The 21,096-nt window shown below is 58.6% G+C and carries 14 protein-coding genes and 6 CRISPR repeat arrays; of the genes, 13 read left to right on the top strand and 1 reads right to left on the bottom strand.

Going from position 1 to position 21,096, the window contains the following annotated elements:
• Nucleotides 1-463 precede the first annotated feature (463 nt).
• The 8 genes from KJS28_RS12040 (at nt 464) to cas2 (ending at nt 9,237) form a co-directional block, all read left to right on the top strand.
• Nucleotides 464-1,150, top strand: a complete 687-nt coding sequence (locus tag KJS28_RS12040; protein WP_213541177.1) for an SWIM zinc finger family protein — start codon at nt 464-466, stop codon at nt 1,148-1,150.
• Nucleotides 1,151-1,478: 328 nt separating this feature from the next.
• On the top strand, nt 1,479-3,884 hold the full coding sequence (gene cas3, locus KJS28_RS12035; RefSeq protein WP_213541176.1) for a CRISPR-associated helicase Cas3': 2,406 nt from the start codon (nt 1,479-1,481) through the stop codon (nt 3,882-3,884).
• Between the two features lie 3 nt (nt 3,885-3,887).
• Nucleotides 3,888-4,619, top strand: coding sequence for a type I-C CRISPR-associated protein Cas5c (gene cas5c, locus KJS28_RS12030; protein ID WP_213541175.1), 732 nt, complete (start codon nt 3,888-3,890; stop codon nt 4,617-4,619).
• Nucleotides 4,620-6,413: a type I-C CRISPR-associated protein Cas8c/Csd1 gene (cas8c, locus tag KJS28_RS12025; protein WP_213541174.1), complete on the top strand. Its 1,794-nt coding sequence runs from the start codon at nt 4,620-4,622 to the stop codon at nt 6,411-6,413.
• Nucleotides 6,414-7,262: a type I-C CRISPR-associated protein Cas7/Csd2 gene (gene cas7c / locus KJS28_RS12020; protein ID WP_213541173.1), complete on the top strand. Its 849-nt coding sequence runs from the start codon at nt 6,414-6,416 to the stop codon at nt 7,260-7,262.
• Nucleotides 7,252-7,914, top strand: coding sequence for a CRISPR-associated protein Cas4 (gene cas4 / locus KJS28_RS12015; RefSeq protein WP_213541172.1), 663 nt, complete (start codon nt 7,252-7,254; stop codon nt 7,912-7,914). The genes cas7c and cas4 overlap by 11 nt, the downstream gene beginning before the upstream one ends.
• Nucleotides 7,911-8,942, top strand: a complete 1,032-nt coding sequence (cas1c, locus tag KJS28_RS12010; RefSeq protein ID WP_213541171.1) for a type I-C CRISPR-associated endonuclease Cas1c — start codon at nt 7,911-7,913, stop codon at nt 8,940-8,942. Before cas4 ends, cas1c begins: the two co-directional genes overlap by 4 nt.
• 4 nt (nt 8,943-8,946) lie before the next feature.
• Complete coding sequence (cas2, locus tag KJS28_RS12005) at nt 8,947-9,237, top strand: CRISPR-associated endonuclease Cas2 (RefSeq protein WP_213541170.1); 291 nt, start codon at nt 8,947-8,949, stop codon at nt 9,235-9,237.
• A 232-nt stretch (nt 9,238-9,469) separates the two neighbouring features.
• Nucleotides 9,470-10,989: a CRISPR direct-repeat array (repeat unit 33 nt; unit sequence GTCGCCCCCCTCGCGGGGGGCGTGGATTGAAAT).
• Nucleotides 10,990-11,094: 105 nt separating this feature from the next.
• A CRISPR array of direct repeats spans nt 11,095-11,401; the repeat unit is 33 nt; unit sequence GTCGCCCCCCTCGCGGGGGGCGTGGATTGAAAT.
• Between the two features lie 100 nt (nt 11,402-11,501).
• Nucleotides 11,502-11,939: direct repeats of the CRISPR family, unit length 33 nt; unit sequence GTCGCCCCCCTCGCGGGGGGCGTGGATTGAAAT.
• 103 nt (nt 11,940-12,042) lie between these two features.
• A CRISPR array of direct repeats spans nt 12,043-14,301; the repeat unit is 33 nt; unit sequence GTCGCCCCCCTCGCGGGGGGCGTGGATTGAAAT.
• 101 nt (nt 14,302-14,402) lie between these two features.
• Nucleotides 14,403-15,508: a CRISPR direct-repeat array (repeat unit 33 nt; unit sequence GTCGCCCCCCTCGCGGGGGGCGTGGATTGAAAT).
• Between the two features lie 301 nt (nt 15,509-15,809).
• A CRISPR array of direct repeats spans nt 15,810-16,182; the repeat unit is 33 nt; unit sequence GTCGCCCCCCTCGCGGGGGGCGTGGATTGAAAT.
• A 152-nt stretch (nt 16,183-16,334) separates the two neighbouring features.
• Here the strand turns inward: cas2 and KJS28_RS12000 are convergent.
• Nucleotides 16,335-17,738: an AAA family ATPase gene (locus tag KJS28_RS12000; protein ID WP_213541169.1), complete on the bottom strand. Its 1,404-nt coding sequence runs from the start codon at nt 17,736-17,738 to the stop codon at nt 16,335-16,337.
• A gap of 314 nt (nt 17,739-18,052) precedes the next feature.
• Between KJS28_RS12000 and KJS28_RS11995 the strand changes: the two genes are divergently transcribed.
• The 5 genes from KJS28_RS11995 to KJS28_RS11975 all read left to right on the top strand — a co-directional run bounded on the left by KJS28_RS11995 (nt 18,053) and on the right by KJS28_RS11975 (nt 20,966).
• Nucleotides 18,053-18,736 (top strand): tetratricopeptide repeat protein, encoded by a 684-nt coding sequence (locus KJS28_RS11995; RefSeq protein WP_213541168.1) that lies wholly within the window; start codon nt 18,053-18,055, stop codon nt 18,734-18,736.
• 108 nt (nt 18,737-18,844) lie between these two features.
• Nucleotides 18,845-19,474 carry a uracil-DNA glycosylase family protein gene (locus tag KJS28_RS11990; protein WP_213541167.1) on the top strand — a complete coding sequence of 210 codons (630 nt, stop codon included), beginning with the start codon at nt 18,845-18,847 and terminating at the stop codon, nt 19,472-19,474.
• A 1-nt stretch (nt 19,475) separates the two neighbouring features.
• A complete protein-coding gene (locus tag KJS28_RS11985) occupies nt 19,476-20,279 on the top strand; it encodes an agmatine deiminase family protein (protein WP_213541166.1) in 804 nt (267 codons plus the stop codon).
• On the top strand, nt 20,272-20,682 hold the full coding sequence (locus KJS28_RS11980) for a CPCC family cysteine-rich protein (protein ID WP_213541165.1): 411 nt from the start codon (nt 20,272-20,274) through the stop codon (nt 20,680-20,682). The genes KJS28_RS11985 and KJS28_RS11980 overlap by 8 nt, the downstream gene beginning before the upstream one ends.
• The gene (locus tag KJS28_RS11975; protein WP_213541164.1) at nt 20,658-20,966 is read left to right on the top strand and encodes a protein-tyrosine phosphatase family protein; all 309 of its coding nucleotides are present in this window, start codon (nt 20,658-20,660) and stop codon (nt 20,964-20,966) included. Before KJS28_RS11980 ends, KJS28_RS11975 begins: the two co-directional genes overlap by 25 nt.
• Nucleotides 20,967-21,096 lie beyond the last annotated feature (130 nt).

The following is a 21,096-nucleotide window of genomic DNA, read 5'->3' as shown; positions in this document are numbered from 1 at the left end:
CGCGGCCTTACACAGGCAGCTCACCGGGTAAGGCTGTGGAAGGCTGCTTCTCCATCGCCCTGCCGTGCGCCTGCACATTTATCGAGCGAAACCGCGGACAATTCAAGCTGCTGCCGAACTGGTGGGCGAGTATATACTTTTATAACCATGAACACATACCGCTTGCTACAAAAATGGCCCCCTACGGAAGTTCGATTTGGCGCCCCTCACAGATAGTGCCCTAAGTTTTGTCTACTCGGCAGGGGCCGGCACAGGGCACTGTCCAGTTTATGGGACACCTCTTTCTGTAGAATGGGTATTGTAAAGAACGATACAGATCGGAAAGGGAGGAAGCAACATGTTCAAAATCGGTTTTAATGGTTCCGTAGAAGAGCATCGCAAGGCACCTGGGGAGGCGCACTCCATTTGCCCCGCAGTTACGCCGAGAAAATCGGTCGTTCGCGTCCATTTTCCGGCGCGGAATATGAATCTGTCTTACTACAATGACGCCTTTGACCTGAAATGCGGAGATATCGTTTTTGTGGAGGGCAAGCTGGAGGGCCTGCGTGGCCGTGTGGTGGATGTCGCGTACAATTTCAAGATCAAGCTATATGACTACAAGCGGGTCATCAGCGTGTCCGACACAAATGTACAGGGCGAGTTCTTCTTCGCCGGGTCGCACTTCGTCACGTTCGACCGCAGCACTCTTCCTTACGAAAAGGTCATCGCCTGGTTTAAGTCACCCGCCACGGAGGATGAGATATTTGTTTCCGGCAATGATGATTGCGGCTTCCTGCTGCGTGATCTGAGCGCCATGAGCATCAGCAGGGCAACTGCCGATCGCGGCCACGATTACTACACGGACAATCGGATACGGTACATTTTTCTGGACAATACCCATGTGCGGGCCATTGTGGAGGGATCGCGGCCTTACGAGCTGGCGTGCGACTATGCTAACGGCGAGATCAGAAATCTGGTTTGCGACTGCTTCTGCAGCGAGCCGTGCAAACATAAATTCGCAGCCATGCTGCAGCTGAGGGAGACGCTGGAACTCATTGAGAAGAACTACCCTGCACAGCTTGAGGCGACGCAGTATTTCGCCGCCGTCTGCAAGGGGACGCTGCTGAACTTTGCGCTGGACGGCAAAGAAACCGGCAGCATCGTGCTTTGAGGGACGCGGGAGGCATCGTAAACGCAAGGCGGTATGTATGACACCATCCACACCCCCGACTATTTCTCAGATTTACAATATCTGACAAATGGAGCTGCGCAGGGCGCAGCAGGGGATGTTCCCCTGCCAGGCCTTGCGCAGCTTCTCCTTTTTGCTCTTTCAATCCACGGGAATACCCGACCCACACAGTATGGCATAGCATACAAAAAAGTCAATGTTTTTTGTTGCTTATCCTTGTTGCTGAAGTCTTTACAAACCTCGGTGAGTGTGGTATGGTTAAAGCATCAACATATGCGCGTTAAAAAATATATGACAGGATGTGATCGCCATGTATCCTGCCCATATCCGCGAAACCAGAGAGCGGCAAACCGTCCAGGAGCATTGCCGGAACACGGCGGCGCTGGCCGCAGCCGCACTGCGGCCGCTGGGTCTGGAGAAATGCGCCTATTTGGCCGGTCTGCTCCACGACGCCGGAAAAAACAAACAGGAGTATGCGCAATACCTTTCGGAGGCTGTCAGCGGCGGGAACGCCGTCCGTGGCAGTGTCAACCATACCTTCGCCGGCGTGCGCCTTCTGCTGGATCGTTGGCACGGCGGCTGCGGTACGTTCTCCTATTCCGACGTGACCGCAGAGCTGCTGGCCTTTGCCGTTGGCTCACATCACGGCCTGTTTGACTGTATCGACCCCCAGCAGCACAGTGGCTTTTTTCATCGCCAGACCAAGGAGGGGATCTTTTACGATGAATCCCGACAGGGCTTTTTGGCGGAGGTTGCTGACGAGGAGGAGCTGGAGCGCTTGTTCCACAGTGCCGTCCGGGAGATGGCCCCGATGCTGGATCGGCTGGCGGCTCTGTCCACCCAAGCGGACGACAATGAGGCGGATCGGGAGACCGCATTTTATATCGGTCTTCTGGCTCGGATGCTCCTGTCCGCCGTGATCGAGGGGGATCGCACGGACACCGCCGCTTTTATGGATGGGATAGAACCGCCCGTGTTCCCAGAGGATATGCGGCCAATCTGGACAGAACGGCTGGCGTTTATGGAGAAGAAGCTGGCGGCATTCCCGCGAAAAACGCCCATTGATCTGGCGCGCCACACCATCTCCGACACCTGTGCCGCCGGTGCCGCCCGGCCCGGAGGTGTCTACCGCCTGAATGTTCCCACCGGCGGCGGAAAAACGCTGGCCAGTCTCCGCTTCGCATTGACCCACGCGGCAAAGTGGAACTGCTCTCGAATTATCTTCACCGCACCGCTGCTGTCGATCCTGGATCAAAATGCCCAGGTCATCCGCGATTACATAGGGGACGACACTTTGATACTAGAGCATCACTCCAACCTTGCCGAGCCGAAGGAGACGCCGGAGCGCTTACAGGAGCTGGAGCTGCTCACCGCCTCCTGGTCGGCGCCGATCATTATCACCACGCTGGTGCAGCTGCTGAACACCTGCTTCAGTGGGAGGACCAGCGCCATCCGCAGATTTCATGCGCTGTGCGGCAGCGTCATTGTGATCGACGAGGTGCAGACCGTTCCCGGCAAAATGCTGACGCTGTTCAATTTGGCGGTCAACTTCCTGTCCGAGGTCTGCGGCGCCACCATTGTTCTGTGCTCCGCCACCCAGCCCTGTCTGGAGGCAGCCGACCATCCTCTGCACCGCCAGCCCGTCGATCTGGTTCCGCAGCAAAAGGCACTGTGGGACGTCTTTAAGCGCACCGACATCCAAAATGCCGGATGTGCCAAGCTGGAGGAGCTCTCGCAGATCGTCACGGAGGTACTGTCGTCGTGCGACAGTCTGCTGGTGGTGTGCAACACAAAAAAGGAGGCGGCGTTCCTGTTCGAGTCGCTGCAAACCGAGAATTGCCGGTGCTTCCATCTGTCCGCCGCCATGTGCATGCAGCACCGCAGGGAGACTCTGCAAGCCTTACAGTCCGCGCTGGACAAGCCCTCCGCCGACAGGCAAAGGGTTGTCTGCGTCTCCACGCAGGTGATCGAGGCCGGTGTGGACATCTCCTTCCAGCGGGTGATCCGCTTCTCCGCCGGAATGGACAGTGTCGTGCAGGCGGCAGGGCGGTGCAACCGGCACGCCGAGCAAAAGAAGCCCGCCCCCGTCCGCCTCATCCGGTGTACCGACGAGCGGCTGCGTGGTCTGGACGACATCGTGCGCGGACAGAACGCCACCACCGCGCTGCTGAACGCCTTTTCCAAAACGCCGGAGGTTTTCCGGCACGATCTGTCCTCCGAGGAGTCCATCCGGTTCTACTATCGTCGGCTATACACAGAGATGGAGCCCGGCTTTCAGGACGACCAAACCCAGGCGCACGGTTCCCTCTATCATCTGCTGGCGGACAACCCCCGGTATGCAGACGCCAACTGTGCGCAGGCGGAGCGCTACCTTCTGCGGCAGGCGTTTCGTCTGGCAGGCAGTCTTTTTCAGGTATTCGACGAGGACACGAGCGCCCTGCTCGTACCCTACGGAAGAGGGCGCGAGCTGCAAAACACGCTGCGAAACGCCGCTCAGGTCTACGGGCAGAAGGATTGGGCGGTCATTTGCGGCTGCATTGACGAGGCAAAGGGCTACTGCGTCAGCGTCTACCGCTATCAGCTGGAGCGGCTTGAGAGCCTCGGCGCCGTGACCTCACTGTTCGACGGCGGCATACTGCTGTTGTCCGATGGCTTTTATAACGAACATACCGGTTTTTCCCTGGAGGCCGGTACCCGTGATTTTCAGGAGGTGTAGCGATTGAAAACAGAACATCCCAACATCGTAGAATTTGAGGTATACGGTGATTACGCCCTCTTCTCCGACCCTCTCATGCGTCTGGGCGGTGAAAAGTGCAGCTATCAGGTACCCACCTATGAGGCACTGAAGGGCATTTTATCCTCTGTATACTGGAAGCCCACCTTCATCTGGCGAATCCTGGACGTGCGGGTCATGAACCCGATCCAGACCGAGGTGAAAGGCATCCGCCCCATCAAATACAGCGGCGGCAACGATCTGGCGTATTACACCTATCTGAAAAGCTGCCGGTATCAGGTGCGGGCCTGCTTCGACTGGAACGACAACCGCCCAGAGCTGTGCGGCGACCGAAATGAGAACAAACATCACTGCATTGCCCGCCGAATGATCGAAAAGGGCGGGCGGCGTGATATTTTTCTGGGTACCCGGGAATGTCAGGGCTATGTAGAGCCCTGCGTATTCGGAAACGGCGCAGGCGCCTACGACGATCTGCCGGAGCTGGGCTTCGGGCTGATGTACCACGGCATCACCTACCCGGACGAGGCCTACTCGGAGGAGACCCGCGGACGGATGACTGCCCGGTTTTGGTACCCGGTCATGAAAAACGGCGTCATTCACTTTCTCCCACCGGAGGATTGTCCGGGGCAGAAGCCTCTGCGGGAGATGCCTATGAAGAGCTTTTCCGCCGACGAGGGCAATTTTATCGGTCTGCGGGAATTTGGGGAGGTGGAGTAAATGGGACTGATGCAGCAAGCCTATGACACCTACTGTGCCATGGAGTCGCAATACGCCGGTATCTACGGCAAGGCGAAGGAGCCACTGGTTCCTGTTTCGCACCAAATCGTAAACGCAGAGCTGGAGCTCACTCTGGATGCGGACGGTCATCTACTGGACGCCCGTTCCGTCGAGGCGGAGCAGGCCGCCACGATCATCCCTGTGACGGAGAGTTCCTCAGGGCGAACTGGCAAAGCCCCCGGCGCACACCCTCTGTGCGACCAGATTCAGTTTCTCTCCCCGCTGTATCCCGCCAAATACGAAAGCTACCTGACACAGCTGCACCGCTGGGAGCTATCACCCTACGGCCACCCCAAGCTCTCCGCCATCGCCCGCTATGTGGAAAAGGGAACAATCGCAGCGGATATGGCTCAGCGCGGCCTGATTGCACTGGATGAAAAAGGCTTTCCTGTCAAGGAAAAGCAGATCGTCCGCTGGCGTGTAGAGACAGGTGGGGAAAATGAGACGCCCGCCTGCTGGCAGGATCAGAGCCTCTTCCAAGCCTTCATCGACTACTATGCATCCACGAAATCTGAGAAGCCCGCATTTTGCATGGTTACCGGTAAAAACGCCCCGCCCGCCAGCCAGCACCCCAAGAAGATCATCAACCTGTGCGCCAACGCCAAGCTGATCTCCGCCAACGACACCAGTGGCTTTACCTATCGGGGCCGCTTCACAGACGATTCGCAAGCTGCAACTATGAGCTACGAGGCATCGCAGAAGATCCACAGCGCGCTGCACTGGTTGGCGGCGACCCAAGGTGTCTTCATCGGCGGGCGCACCTTCCTATGCTGGAATCCGCAGGGCATTGAGATCCCCAAACCGCAGGCCGCCTTCCTGCGGCGGGGCGCCGCCAAGCAGATAAAATACTCCGACTATCGAAAAGCGTTGTCGGAAACTCTCCGGGGCTGGCAGGAGACGATCCCGCGGGACGCCGGCGCCGTAGTGGCCGCCTTTGACGCCGCCACATCCGGACGACTTTCCCTCACCTATTACAGCGAGCTTCCGGTCTCTGATTTTCTGGAGCGCCTGCACGACTGGGATGCACTTTGCTGCTGGGAGCATTCCTCCTTCGGCATACAGTCACCCTCGCTTTCGCAGATCGCAGACTGCGCCTTCGGCACGGTGCGCATCTCCGACAAGCAGACAAAGCTGGAAACGGACGAGCGCGTCATGCGCCAGCAGGTACAGCGGCTGCTCTCCTGCCGGGTGGACCGGGGCAAAATGCCGGCGGATATCGCCCGTGCTGCAGCGGCCAAGGCGTCCAACCTGCAGATCATGGATACCGCCCTGCGGGAAACGGTATTGTTCACCGCCTGTGCGGTGCTTCGGAAATACAAATATGATTGGTACAAGGAGGAATGGAGCATGGCACTGGAACCGCAGAAGAAGGATGTCAGCTATCAGTACGGACGGCTTTTGGCCGTGTTTGAAAAACTTGAGCGAGACACCTATGACCCCAATGAACAGCGAGAGCCCAACGCGATCCGGATGCAGTCCGTGTTCGCAAAGCGTCCACTCTACGCCAGCCGGATCATCTGGGAGCAGTTGAAAAAGGCGTACTACCCCAAACTCAAGCCCGGCGCCAGAACAAAATACGACCGCATCATCGAGCAGATCATCCAAGAAATTTCCTCCTTCCCGCAGGCGGAACAGGAGGAGGCCCTGAAGGACACCTATCTCTTTGGGTACTATCTGCAGCGCAGTGCGCTGTACACATCCGGTAAGACCGAAAACAGTCAGGAGGAAGAATAAATGAGCAGCTTGCAAAACAAGATCGATTTTGTGGCACTGGTCTCCGTGACCCGCGCCAACAGCAACGGTGACCCTCTGAACGGCAATCGCCCCCGCACCGACCTGAACGGCTTTGGTGAGATCTCCGACGTGTGCATCAAGCGCAAGATCCGCAACCGGATGCAGGATCTGGGCAAGCCCATCTTCGTTCAGTCGGAGGATCGGTGCAGCGACGGCTGCGGCAGCCTCAGCGAGCGGGCCTCCGCCGCCATGAAGGGCATCAAGGATCGGGAGGAATATGCCCGGCGCGCCTGCGAGACATGGCTGGATGTGCGTGCCTTTGGGCAGGTGTTCGCCTTCAAGGATGCCAAGGGCTTCTCCTGCGGTGTGCGCGGGCCGGTCTCCGTGCATCAGGCGTCCAGCCTGTCCCCCGTGGAGATCGAGTCCCTCCAAATCACCAAGAGCGTGAATGGTGAGAAGAAGGAAAAGGGCGAGAACCGCGCCTCCGACACCATGGGTATGAAGCACTTTGTCCGCTTCGGCCTGTACGAGATCAAGGGCTCCATCAATGTCCAGTTGGCGGAAAAGACTGGCTTCTCCGAGGAGGACGCCGACACGGTCAAGGAATGTCTGCGCACCCTCTTTGTGAACGATGCCTCCTCCGCACGGCCCGACGGCTCCATGGAGGTGGTGAAGCTGTTCTGGTGGCGCCACAGCTGCAAGGACGGGCAGTACTCCTCCGCAAAGGTCCACCGCTCCGTCAAGGTCGCGCTGCGGGACGCGGGTACCATCCCCACCTCCGCAGACGACTATGTGATTTCGCTGGAGGCGCTGCCGGGTCTGGAGCCGGAGGTGATCGATGGCATATAATGAGGAGGACTTCCTACAGCTCTCCGGCTTACAGCATTTTCGGTTTTGCAGGCGGCAGTGGGCGCTGATCCACATCGAGCACCAGTGGGCGGAAAACTACCGCACCATTGACGGCGCGATCCTCCACGAAAACGCCCACGACACGGGCCTTCAGGAGCGGCGGGGCGACCGCTTTATTACGCGTGGCGTCAGCGTCTATTCCGCGGAGCTGGGTGTATCCGGACAGTGCGACGTACTGGAATATCACCGGGGCTCCGTCGGGATCCCCCTCTCCGGGAAAGAGGGACTGTGGCAGCCGTACCCGGTGGAGTACAAGCGGGGCCGCCCCCGCGAGGACACTGGCGACACCCTGCAGCTATGTGCGCAGGCCATGTGCCTGGAGTCCATGCTCTGCTGCGACATCCCTGAGGGCGCACTCTATTACGGGGAGATCCGCCGGCGAGAGAGGGTTTCCTTCACCCCGGAGCTGCGCACAGGGGTGCGGGAGCTGCTGGCGGAAATGCACGAGCTGTACCGTCGGGGCTATACCCCCAAGGTCAAGCCCACCAAATCCTGCAATGCCTGCTCCTTGAAGGAGCTGTGCCTGCCCAAGCTGATGAAAAGCAGAGCCGTCTCTGCGTATCTCCGGGCGGCCATGGAGGAATCACCATGAAGCAGCTTCTCAACACGCTATTTATCACCTCCGAGGACATTTACCTCTCGCTGGAGGGGGAAAATGTGCTGGCAAACCGAGACAAGACCGTCGTCGCCCGCTACCCGCTGCACACGCTGCAAGCCATCGTCAGCTTCTCCTACGCCGGTGCCTCCCCTGCGCTGATGGGCAAATGTGCAGAGGCCGGGATCGGTCTGGCCTTCTGCTCCCCGCACGGACGTTTCCTTGCCCGCACCTGCGGCGAGAGCAGCGGCAACGTACTGCTCCGCCGTGAGCAGTACCGTATCGCTGACGACCCCGCTCGCAGCTGTGAGATAGCCCGCACCATGATCTTCGGCAAGCTGAGCAACGGTGCCGCCAGCATCCAGCGTACCCTGCGGGATCATGCGCCCCGCGTGGCGGACTGCGGATTGGAAAAAGCCGCTGCCAACCTCCGGGCCATGCTGCCACAGGTGCTGGCTGCCGCTGACTTGGACTCCCTGCGGGGAATAGAGGGCGCTGCCGCCACCGCGTATTTCGACGTCCTCGATCATATGCTCCTGAGCCGGAAGGAGGCATTCTTCTTCCACGGACGAAGCCGTCGGCCGCCGCTGGATCGGGTAAACGCCATGCTGTCTTTCGCCTACAGTCTGCTGGCACACGACTGTGCCAACGCCTTGGAAAGCGTCGGATTGGACAGCTATGTAGGCTTCCTCCACCGCGACCGGCCGGGACGGCAGTCGTTGGCGCTGGATCTGATGGAGGAGCTGCGGCCCTGCATGGCAGACCGCTTCGTGCTGACCCTCGTGAACAATCGAATGCTGCGCCCGGAGGACTTTCAGATGCAGGACAGTGGTGCGGTGCTGCTGTCCGATGACGGCCGCCGGAAATTCCTGAAGACCTGGCAGGAGCGGAAGCAGGACACGCTGACCCACCCCTATCTGGGGGAAAAGCTGAGTTGGGGTATGATCCCCTATGCGCAGGCGCTACTGTTGGCTCGCTGCCTCCGCGGCGACTTGGACGGCTATCCGCCGTTTTTATGGAAGTGATGCTATGCTGGTGCTGATCACATACGATGTAAACACCGAGGACGCCGCCGGGCGCAAGCGCCTGCGGCAGATCGCTAAAAAGTGCGTGGACTACGGACAGCGGGTGCAAAATTCCGTGTTTGAGTGCCTGCTGGACGCAGGGCAGTGCCGCCGCCTGCAGGCGCAGCTCCCGTCCATCATGGATTCTGAGAAAGACAGTCTGCGCTTTTACTATCTAGGGAAGCAATATGAGAAAAAAGTGGAGCATTTCGGTACGAAGAGCACCTATCTGCCGGAGGATCCCCTGATCCTCTGACACACGCCGCCCGGCGCGGCAGTGGTACGGCGCACGGGTATCCGGGACGCGCCTTCCCGCCCCCTGCGAAGTCCAAGTGACCAGATATTTCCGGGAGGTTCGCAAGGCTTTTCCCGAGAAAACGCCGGTCTTTCTCCGGGTTTCTCAGGCAACCACCCCGTATTTTTCCCAAAAAACGCAAAAGTTCTACTTGTTTGTCAAAGATCCGCAGGTAAAACTGTGCATCTTTGCTGTCGCCCCCCTCGCGGGGGGCGTGGATTGAAATACGTCGACGGCCTCGGAGGCCAGCGCCATTTCCTGCGCGTCGCCCCCCTCGCGGGGGGCGTGGATTGAAATCCGACACACCATTGACCGACCGGCAGCTGCAATACGTCGCCCCCCTCGCGGGGGGCGTGGATTGAAATTCCAACTTATCGGACATATTCCCCGCCACCATGCCGGTCGCCCCCCTCGCGGGGGGCGTGGATTGAAATCCAGCTGGGAAGCATGGATTTAGACCACAAGCCAAGTCGCCCCCCTCGCGGGGGGCGTGGATTGAAATGTACGACAGATTGTGTACCAGAACGACCAAAGACGTCGCCCCCCTCGCGGGGGGCGTGGATTGAAATGGGATCCAGACTGATGCGACCCCACGGTCTGCAGTCGCCCCCCTCGCGGGGGGCGTGGATTGAAATCCAGCTGGGAAGCATGGATTTAGACCACAAGCCAGTCGCCCCCCTCGCGGGGGGCGTGGATTGAAATGATTTTTATTTGGAGCAAATCGACATCACTGACGTCGCCCCCCTCGCGGGGGGCGTGGATTGAAATCCAGCTGGGAACGCCAGTATCGTGCCATCACGGCGGGTCGCCCCCCTCGCGGGGGGCGTGGATTGAAATCTTCGAGGCGGCGCGGCGCAGCGCATCGACTGTGTCGCCCCCCTCGCGGGGGGCGTGGATTGAAATGTTGTGCCATGCTGCATAGCAATATGTCGTTAAGTCGCCCCCCTCGCGGGGGGCGTGGATTGAAATCCAGCTGGGAACGCCAGTATCGTGCCATCACGGCGGGTCGCCCCCCTCGCGGGGGGCGTGGATTGAAATCTTCGAGGCGGCGCGGCGCAGCGCATCGACTGTGTCGCCCCCCTCGCGGGGGGCGTGGATTGAAATGTTGTGCCATGCTGCATAGCAATATGTCGTTAAGTCGCCCCCCTCGCGGGGGGCGTGGATTGAAATGCTGATGTTTCAGCCATTAGAACAGCTTATGGGGTCGCCCCCCTCGCGGGGGGCGTGGATTGAAATACGAGGACGGGGGGCGCACATATTGCGCACTTTACAGTCGCCCCCCTCGCGGGGGGCGTGGATTGAAATGTATCAAATTCTGCCTCGATCTTGCGCAAATCGGAAAGTCGCCCCCCTCGCGGGGGGCGTGGATTGAAATCATCTATGGTTGTGGTATTCCGAGGAGGTGCCCTACAGTCGCCCCCCTCGCGGGGGGCGTGGATTGAAATACATTGATCACAAGCGGGGAATTTGTATGATCATTGTCGCCCCCCTCGCGGGGGGCGTGGATTGAAATACTCTGTTGGTGTATTAAGGAGGTAACACAATGGGTCGCCCCCCTCGCGGGGGGCGTGGATTGAAATCCCCATAAGCAGTTCTAATGGCTGAAACATCAGCGTCGCCCCCCTCGCGGGGGGCGTGGATTGAAATCGTGTGTTGGGAGGCATTCCAGCAAAATGTCGGGTCGCCCCCCTCGCGGGGGGCGTGGATTGAAATTCCAAACGTCCCTATTGGCGTGGGAGCCCCCGGCGCCGTCGCCCCCCTCGCGGGGGGGCGTGGATTGAAATCCAGCTTGGCAGCATAGATTTAGACCACAAGCCAAGTCGCCCCCCTCGCGGGGGGCGTGGATTGAAATAGCCGGACGAGGTTTTTGCCGTGGAATCCCGGCGTCGCCCCCCTCGCGGGGGGCGTGGATTGAAATTACCGTTAGGTTTGAGCGAGGAGTTGTTAGGAGCAATGTCGCCCCCCTCGCGGGGGGCGTGGATTGAAATGCTCATAGCGTCCTCCGTTTTCGATAGTGGGGCGGTCGCCCCCCTCGCGGGGGGCGTGGATTGAAATCCCGGATGCAGTGGATCAGACCATGATGTGTCTGGAGGTCGCCCCCCTCGCGGGGGGCGTGGATTGAAATTCCAGCCTGACCACCCCTATCTGGACCGGCTCCAGTCGCCCCCCTCGCGGGGGCGTGGATTGAAATATTGGTAGTAGATTGGTAGTATCGCATCTACCGAAGTCGCCCCCCTCGCGGGGGGCGTGGATTGAAATCCAGTCGCCGGTAAATACCCCTTTGACAAACTGGATGTCGCCCCCCTCGCGGGGGGCGTGGATTGAAATAGCTTAGGCCGACCAGCCTCCTGCGTGATGCGGCGTCGCCCCCCCTCGCGGGGGGCGTGGATTGAAATCGCATGACCCGTGGGGCGAGCATGACACCAACAAGTCGCCCCCCTCGCGGGGGGCGTGGATTGAAATAGTCCCAGCTGGAGACAGTCCCCGGCGGCACCTGTCGCCCCCCTCGCGGGGGGCGTGGATTGAAATTCCGATCTCCACCAGCCGTCCTCCGTGACCCTGAGTCGCCCCCCTCGCGGGGGGCGTGGATTGAAATTGCTTTTCACCATCCACAAAACGCCCCCCTTTTGGTCGCCCCCCTCGCGGGGGGCGTGGATTGAAATTTCTCAGCGCAGAGGACCACCTGTTGCAGCGAAACGGTCGCCCCCCCTCGCGGGGGGGCGTGGATTGAAATTCCTGTATCTATACCACACATGGCGCAGTCAGCGTCGCCCCCCTCGCGGGGGGCGTGGATTGAAATAGCAGAGCACAAACCGTCATAAGCAGCGACAGAGTCGCCCCCCTCGCGGGGGGCGTGGATTGAAATTGTCCGATTTGCGCAAGATCGAGGCGGAATTTGGTCGCCCCCCTCGCGGGGGGCGTGGATTGAAATTCCGCATCAGTAAACGCAACGGCCAAAACAGCAGTCGCCCCCCTCGCGGGGGGCGTGGATTGAAATACATTTACGTTTACTGTGTGATACAATAACCGTAGTCGCCCCCCTCGCGGGGGGCGTGGATTGAAATCTCTCTGCCCTCCACACAGTCATCCAAATAAAGGAGTCGCCCCCCTCGCGGGGGGCGTGGATTGAAATGCTTATTTGGCGGAATTGACATCAGTAGATATGCGTCGCCCCCCTCGCGGGGGGCGTGGATTGAAATACTGCCGTCTCCTTTCTTTTTTACCCCCCAGTATGTCGCCCCCCTCGCGGGGGGCGTGGATTGAAATATAATGACGCAGCATTTAGCAGACACAGGGAAAGGGTCGCCCCCCTCGCGGGGGGCGTGGATTGAAATAAAGGCATCGGTTGCCACAACCCGAACTTCGTAGTCGCCCCCCTCGCGGGGGGCGTGGATTGAAATACAAGGCGGGGGAAATCCTTGTCTTGGGCCTGCGTCGCCCCCCCTCGCGGGGGGCGTGGATTGAAATCGGGGTGGGGACACCCATTGCAACCGCCATTTTGCCGTCGCCCCCCTCGCGGGGGGCGTGGATTGAAATTATTTCGCCCAGTCCACATCACCAATGTATTTGACGGAGGTCGCCCCCCTCGCGGGGGGCGTGGATTGAAATCATGGCTTCCATGCGTCATCATCCAGCATCCGAATGTCGCCCCCCTCGCAGGGGGCGTGGATTGAAATGATAGGGTCGTACTCCGCAGTGATGGCCCGATACGTCGCCCCCCTCGCGGGGGGCGTGGATTGAAATACGACGTCCCCGAGACGGCCCGCTGGATCATCACGTCGCCCCCCTCGCGGGGGGCGTGGATTGAAATCCGAGAGAAAACAGCGACAGCCCTGTATAGACTTGGTCGCCCCCCTCGCGGGGGGCGTGGATTGAAATAAATCACTGTTGGCCGCATATCCTAAAACGCCCAGGTCGCCCCCCTCGCGGGGGGCGTGGATTGAAATAAAAATGTAACGCTGGCCCTTTAGTTCACGGGCAAAGTCGCCCCCCTCGCGGGGGGCGTGGATTGAAATACCAAGATGAAGGTGGCGCCTGTTGCCTATGGCGACAGGCGCCCCCCTCGCGGGGGGCGTGGATTGAAATAATACCTCACTCCGATGTAGTCCAATACCCTGACGTCGCCCCCCTCGCGGGGGGCGTGGATTGAAATACACTAATGCCTTTAATGGCAGTGTCACAGGAAGTCGCCCCCCTCGCGGGGGGCGTGGATTGAAATATAATAGCTAAGACTGTCATCATAGACAAGAGGAGTCGCCCCCCCTCGCGGGGGGCGTGGATTGAAATTGACTGGTCGTAATAATTCTGATTTGGTGCAATGCAGTCGCCCCCCTCGCGGGGGGCGTGGATTGAAATGTCAAGTTCCTTTTGGTATCCGTTTACTGCATAAGGTCGCCCCCCTCGCGGGGGGCGTGGATTGAAATCGGTAGTAACTAAGGACATTGACATTCCAAAGGTGTCGCCCCCCTCGCGGGGGGCGTGGATTGAAATAATGTACCGATTGCCCATCAAAGCCCACTTGGCGTCGCCCCCCTCGCGGGGGGCGTGGATTGAAATGTTTGATTTTTGTTTTTGGTAAAAAGGGAAGTGGTCGCCCCCCTCGCGGGGGGCGTGGATTGAAATTTCCCCAAGGGGACCAACTTTGACCAGATCACAGTCGCCCCCCTCGCGGGGGGCGTGGATTGAAATCATCGTGGATCAAGTGAGCGTGGCCGATCTCTCCGTCGCCCCCCTCGCGGGGGGCGTGGATTGAAATGCACTTAAATTGGAAATGTCTGCGTCTATCAAAGTCGCCCCCCTCGCGGGGGGCGTGGATTGAAATCGCAAGCCTGGTGACAATCCGGAGCGCGTCAGCGTCGCCCCCCTCGCGGGGGGCGTGGATTGAAATTTCGGCCCGGCCGTCTTGCCATGACCGCTTTTGCCGTCGCCCCCCTCGCGGGGGGCGTGGATTGAAATTTGTGCTAAGATGTTAAAAAAGGAGGGACGGCATGAGTCGCCCCCCTCGCGGGGGGCGTGGATTGAAATACCGCATTGCCCCGGATATGGACTACGTCTGTCAGTCGCCCCCCTCGCGGGGGGGCGTGGATTGAAATTCCGTGGCCAGAATTTTGCAGGTAGGGAGCGATAGTCGCCCCCCTCGCGGGGGGCGTGGATTGAAATCTGAAAATCATGGTTGCGGGGGAAGGAATCGAAGTCGCCCCCCTCGCGGGGGGCGTGGATTGAAATTTCGATGTGAAGGACAACCAATCATATAAGACAGTCGCCCCCCTCGCGGGGGGCGTGGATTGAAATCTACAAAGACTACTCTGGCTCCGGGGCCCCGGAGTCGCCCCCCTCGCGGGGGGCGTGGATTGAAATGCATATATGGTGGAGCAGTTGGCAAAACGGCTTGGCGTCGCCCCCCTCGCGGGGGGCGTGGATTGAAATAAAAGTGGATGGCGACCGGCTGTAATGCCTTTGAGTCGCCCCCCTCGCGGGGGGCGTGGATTGAAATATCGGTGGCTCTCCCGGTACTGGGAAAACGCACCGTCGCCCCCCTCGCGGGGGGCGTGGATTGAAATGTCTCCAACAAAAGCAAGTTTGCAAAAAACCTGTCGTCGCCCCCCTCGCGGGGGGCGTGGATTGAAATAAGTTACACGCCATATCGGCTACGCCTTTAGTAGTCGCCCCCCTCGCGGGGGGCGTGGATTGAAATTCCGACACAGCAAGCCGTGAGACAATCTCACAGCGTCGCCCCCCTCGCGGGGGGCGTGGATTGAAATGGTTTAACGTGCGTGACAGTGACACGAATAAGCAGTCGCCCCCCTCGCGGGGGGCGTGGATTGAAATTGCGGCACTTGTCAACCCCTTTTGTGTTGCCCCTGTCGCCCCCCTCGCGGGGGGCGTGGATTGAAATATCACGCCGGGCGGCTCTCCCGCATCGGCTACGCCGTCGCCCCCCTCGCGGGGGGCGTGGATTGAAATTCCTTGTAATTGTATTTTGGATTTCTCCGACACGGTCGCCCCCCTCGCGGGGGGCGTGGATTGAAATATGCTGATAACCCTGAAAAACATCAGTATGATGTAGTCGCCCCCCTCGCGGGGGGCGTGGATTGAAATATCAGCAAGCGCATTTTTAAGGAGATCATAGAGTCGCCCCCCTCGCGGGGGGCGTGGATTGAAATTTGCCCGGTTAGGAAGGAGCGTGCCACACCGATATGTCGCCCCCCTCGCGGGGGGCGTGGATTGAAATCTTTCTGATCTATAATATGTGCATTTTGGAGGTGGTCGCCCCCCTCGCGGGGGCGTGGATTGAAATTCAGCTGTTGCGTGAAAATTCTATGTATAAAAATGTCGCCCCCCTCGCGGGGGGCGTGGATTGAAATTTTTGATGATTCCATCTGCTTTTGCTATGCTAACGTCGCCCCCCTTGCGGGGGGCGTGGATTGAAATTATGCCTTTCCGTGGGAAAAATATTGGTGGTGGTAGTCGCCCCCCTCGCGGGGGCGTGGATTGAAATACCAGCGTTTGGGACGGAATGAAGGGTGCATTTAAGTCGCCCCCCTCGCAGGGGGCGTGGATTGAAATCTCAGCGCTCACATGGCCACCTCCTCCGCCTCGGTGTCGCCCCCCTCGCAGGGGGCGTGGATTGAAATCTGTGTTACCATGGAATGACTGGCGATAGCGTGCTAGTCGCCCCCCTCGCGGGGGGCGTGGATTGAAATAATCGGAGATTTTGCGTTTCTCAATTGTTACCAACGTCGCCCCCCTCGCGGGGGGCGTGGATTGAAATCATAATTTCTCCTTTCCGTGCCCGATTCGGGCAGTCGCCCCCCTCGCGGGGGGCGTGGATTGAAATCTCAGCGCTCACATGACCACCTCCTCCGCCTCGGTGTCGCCCCCCTCGCGGGGGGCGTGGATTGAAATGGTGCTGTCCATCTCAAATGGCATGCTGTTCTCCTTTCTCGTTCATCGTATCGTTTCTTTTCCCGTTATACATCTCGCGGAGCAAAAATCGCCCCATTATACCGCTTCATTCTACGCAGCGGGCTCGCCCTCCCCGCCGCGCTCCTGAAGCATCAGGAACATCGCCGTCGCTCCGCTTCCTCCAGCTTGCGCAAGATCTTCTGGCGCATCGCCTCCTCTGGATCCTCCGGCGGGAAATTCTCGATCTCCGCTGCGTCATACCTTGAAGCCGCCTCGCAGGTCACCGCAGGGTTTCTCTTTACAGTGGCGCTACGAATGGCTTGGATCTCGGAATAGAGCAGGGTCTTCTTCATGACCAGCGCCTCTGTGATCTCTTTCAGAAACGCCTCGTTTTGAGCAAGGAGCGCCCTTGCCTTGCCGTAGTACCGCTCCAGCTCCGCCTGTACCGCCGCCTCGCTGCGGGCATTCAGGCTTTCGGACATGTTGCTAGAGGAATCGCTTTCGACATTCAGCAGGGAGAATCCCAGCGCCCCCTCCTTGGCTGCCGCCTCACGGATACAGTTGACCGCACAGGCGATATCGTCGCTGCATCCCTCTGCGACCTGCCCCGCATACCGCATCTCCACGGCGGCCTTGCCGCCCAGGGCGATGATGGCGCTTTGTGAATCGGAGACACCTTTGCAGCAGTGGATAAAGCCGCCGCACCGGTTTTCGTCGGAGGGAAGCAGGGAGGCAAAGCCGACGCTGCCGGGGCACAGCGCTTCGCATACCACCAGATGCCCCGCCTCGTGAAGCGCCACCTTTTCGATAACTTCATCCGAAACGCGAGGCATATCCTCTTGTGCGCCATATTGCTGCTTCAGCACCACACTCACCATGTCCTCCATGTCGATGCCGGTCTTGCGGGCAAAGGCCGCACGAACCGCCGCTTCATTCAAAATAGTCTCCAGCTCGGCGCAGGAATTATAGCACATCATCCTCGTCAGATCTTCCATGTTGACACTGTCCGAAACCCGTTTCGTTTTCAGATAGTGGGTGATGATCTCCTCCGCATCGGACGCCGTGGGCGCTCGAAGTCCGATTTTTCGGTCAAACCGTCCGGAACGGCGCAGGGAGCTCGGCAGCTTGCGGATATCGTTTGCCGTGGCGATCACAAACACACCGGCGTCCTTCACATCGTCGATCCCCGCTTGCACAGCGGCATATTCCGGCGCATCGCAGTGGGTATTATCCTCGTTGGCAAATTTGTCCATGTCGTCCAAAAGGACAATGGACGGCGCTTTTGTCTTTGCGCTGGCAAAGGCCTGTGTAATTCCATCGATAAAGGCGTCGCCGCTCTTGTCGCGGCGTACCGTGATGGTGTGCAGCCCGCTCTCCTCCACAAAGCACCTCGCCAAAAGCGTCTTGCCCAAGCCCGGGTCGCCATACAGCAGCAGTCCATGGGGCAAGCGGACGCCCATCTCCTCGTAGATCTCCCGGTTGCGGAGCATATCGCACAGCTGCAGCAGCTCGCGCTTGATGGCCTTGTATCCGATGACCTTGTCAAATGCGTTCATGGTAAAATCTCCTTTTCGAATTTTACCGCCAGTATAGCACCCATATAATTAAGACCTAATTTATATAAGCATATATAGGCTAAAAGGCGGTTTTCTGCAAAATTTCGTATAGATGCACAATACAGCACATCCGTAATCTACATATTTGCAGCGTTATGCCCACGAAATGCAGCGTTTTTTGCTGCCTGCACACGAAAAAACGGGCGGTGGAGGCCGATTTCTACCCCCAAACCGCCGAAAATAATATAAATATTTAGGTCTTATTAAAAAAGGTGCTACACTGACCGCAAATCACATTGCAGGAGGAAATGACCATGGATGTTACTTTTTCACCCGCCCTCCGTGTGTACGCGGAGATGTGGGAGATCGCCGGACGGCGACGGGCGGCGGACGCACAGTTCGCACAGGCGTTGGCACATATCCGCAGCGGCACGCCCGACGCTATGGCAAAGGCATTCGATCTATTCAAGCGCTCAGGAGCCCACAACTTTACCGAGGCGCAGTTCGCCGCCGGATGGTGCTGTGAGCACGGCTGCGGTACAAAGCGCAACTACCCGCAGGCTATCCGCTGGTATAAGCGGGCAGAGAACAATGTGACTTCCGATGTAATGAGCGCTTTTGACCCTGTGGGTGAGGCGGAGAATGCCCGGCTTCGGCTATACTTCGAGTGCGAGTCCTACGCGGCGGCGGTGGACGCGCTTCTGGACGCACAGGAGCGGGAGGATAGCTTTATGGCCGATTACGAGGCGGCGGTGGGCGGCGATGCCATCGGGATGCTGCATCTGGGGCATCGATACTATTACGGGCAGGATGTGGTGTGTGACCAGGCAGAGGGCATCCGCTGGTATCACCGGGCCGCCGAGGCGGGCAGCGACGCCGCCATGTCGCGGCTGGCACAGATCTACGAGGCGGATAAGCACTACAAGGAGGCGGCAAGGTGGTATCGCCGCTACGCGGCGGAGCGCATCCGCTGGCGCAACCAGCGGCTGAATTGGTGAAAAAGTTTCAAAAACGGGTGAACTTGCGTTTTTCGGCACGCTCTGTTATGATGAGTGAGAAACCTTTGGAAAAGACGGAATGATCAACCTAAAGACAAGAGAACATCAATGGAGAGAAAGGGTATTAGCATGAACAAAAAATCTACTCATCCGTTTGCACCTGAAATCCCAGAGGGAGCCACAAAACTGATTATAGGAACCATGCCTCCCTACAGATTTTGTAACACGGATGAAATGCTGTACGACGATGATGTTAATTTCTATTACGGTTCAAGAGATAATTACTTTTGGGAGCTGGTATCTGACGCATCAGGGAAAAGACTAACTTATGCAAATACACAGGAAGCCATCAATGAGCGCAAAAGGCTTTTGGCCGACCTTCATATGGGTATGGTGGACATGGTTGTAAGCTGTGTGCATAAAGACGGAAAGGCAGATGACAAGTCACTGCATGACATAGTAGAGCGTGATGATTTAAAGACCATCTTGCATAAATATCCGAAAATCGACACCTTGATTTACACAAACAGGAGTGCCAATATTCTGAAGTGGGTCAACAAATCATCAGACAAGCAGTATCATGAGGGATGGGATAAAAGCAAAACCCATGCTTCAGTTGTCATCGACAAAAAAACATATAAAGTCATTCGGCTCTATTCCCCATCTCCCTATGCGTTGAGGAGCGTCTCAAAGGAAGTTCGCAGAGAACAATATGATATGGTTTTCAAACTGGAGTAATATGGCTTTCTGTTTCTCCGCACTCCTCCCCACGCTTTATCCAACCGACGCAGAGACGCTGTTCACGACGCTGGCGGCGCACGATGTCCCCTATGCGCTGCTGGAGGGCACACGGGATGTTTGGCTGCGGGACTTCATGCCGGTGCGGACAGGCTCCGGAAAGCTGGTATCCTTCCGTTATGAGCCGTGCTATCTGAAAAACGATCCTGTTCTGAGGACCGATTTTCGTAAGGATCTTGCTCCGCAGCTTGGCCTGCCGGTTACATACAGCAATATCAACCTCGACGGCGGAAACGTGGTGTTCTCGCCGTCCGGGGCGCACGTCCTGATCAGCGACCGCGTCTTTTCCGAAAACCCGGAGTATCCGTCTGCCGCACTGGTGCATGAGCTTTCGGAGCTGCTGGAAACGGAGGTTTTGATCATTCCCTCTCTGAAAAGCGACATGACCGGCCACGCCGACGGCATGGCGCGATTTCTCGACGACCGCACCGTGCTGTGCAATCGGCCGCTGTCATCCTGCGGCTTTGAGCAGCAGGTGAAGCGAGCGGTGCAGGACTGCGGCCTGGACGCAGTGGACTTCCCCTTTGTCCCGACCGGTGGGGTCAGCGCCGTCGGCTGCTACCTGAACTATTTGGAGACGGAACGGGTGGTTTCCCTGCCGGTGTTTGGCATTGAGCAGGATGCCGAGGCTGAAACTTCTGCGCAGCAGCTTTTCAGCAAAGAGATCGTGCCTGTCAACATCCGGGAGATCGCCCAACAGGGCGGCTGTCTGAACTGCATCAGTTGGGAGGGACCTCATGCATAATGAACAGGATTTGAAGAACACGCCGGAGTACCGCTCCGGTATGTTCCGCATCGTCACCTGCCCCGTCTGCGGCTATCCCACGCTGGATATGTACTGGATCTGTGAGCATTGCGGCTGGGAGTATGACATCGAGCTGCAGACGGAGGATGAGGAGTCTCCCTGCAACGGTATGTCCCTGCGGGCGTACCGCGAACTATACAAAACTGGAGGTATATCTATGAATGTGACCATCTGTTCCCGCAAAGCCGCCGAGGAACTGCTGCGTACCGACACGCTCTCCCGCACGGCGGTGATCTCTTTCTGCGACCCACCCTCCGTCGGCAAGCCTGCCCCGACGCCCCGCTGGACTACGCCGGCAAAGCGGCGCAGGTGTTTACCGTGGTCGTTCACGATCTGGATCTGACAGCTCTGCCGGATGTGGGGCTGGACTACGACGCCTATATGCCGGAGGCGGACGCACTGGCGGCGTTTATCTGTCAGGCAAGGTCGGACGGGCTGGATATCCTCTGCCAGTGCGAGTACGGGCAGAGCCGCAGCGCCGCCTGCGCCGCCGCGATTTTGGAGTATTTCAACGGCACCGGCACCTCCGTCTTTGCCGACTACCGCTATTACCCCAATCAGGTGGTGTATCACAAAATCATGGATGCACTGACCCGGTACGGGCAGGAGGCGCAGCCATCCGCTTGACTTTCTCGTCAAAGCGCTTTACCATATAAGCACAACCGAAGATCAGCCCCGCGCAGTAGTGTACAGCTTAAAGTTTCGTACTTTGAGGAGGGTGGCGAGTCGCCGCTCTGTTTACCAAGAGGACGCACGC

This window comes from Vescimonas coprocola, from assembly GCF_018408575.1.
GTDB lineage: Bacteria > Bacillota > Clostridia > Oscillospirales > Oscillospiraceae > Vescimonas > Vescimonas coprocola.
Note: the sequence above shows the minus strand (reverse complement) of the source record. Positions and strands in the feature narration are given on the sequence as shown.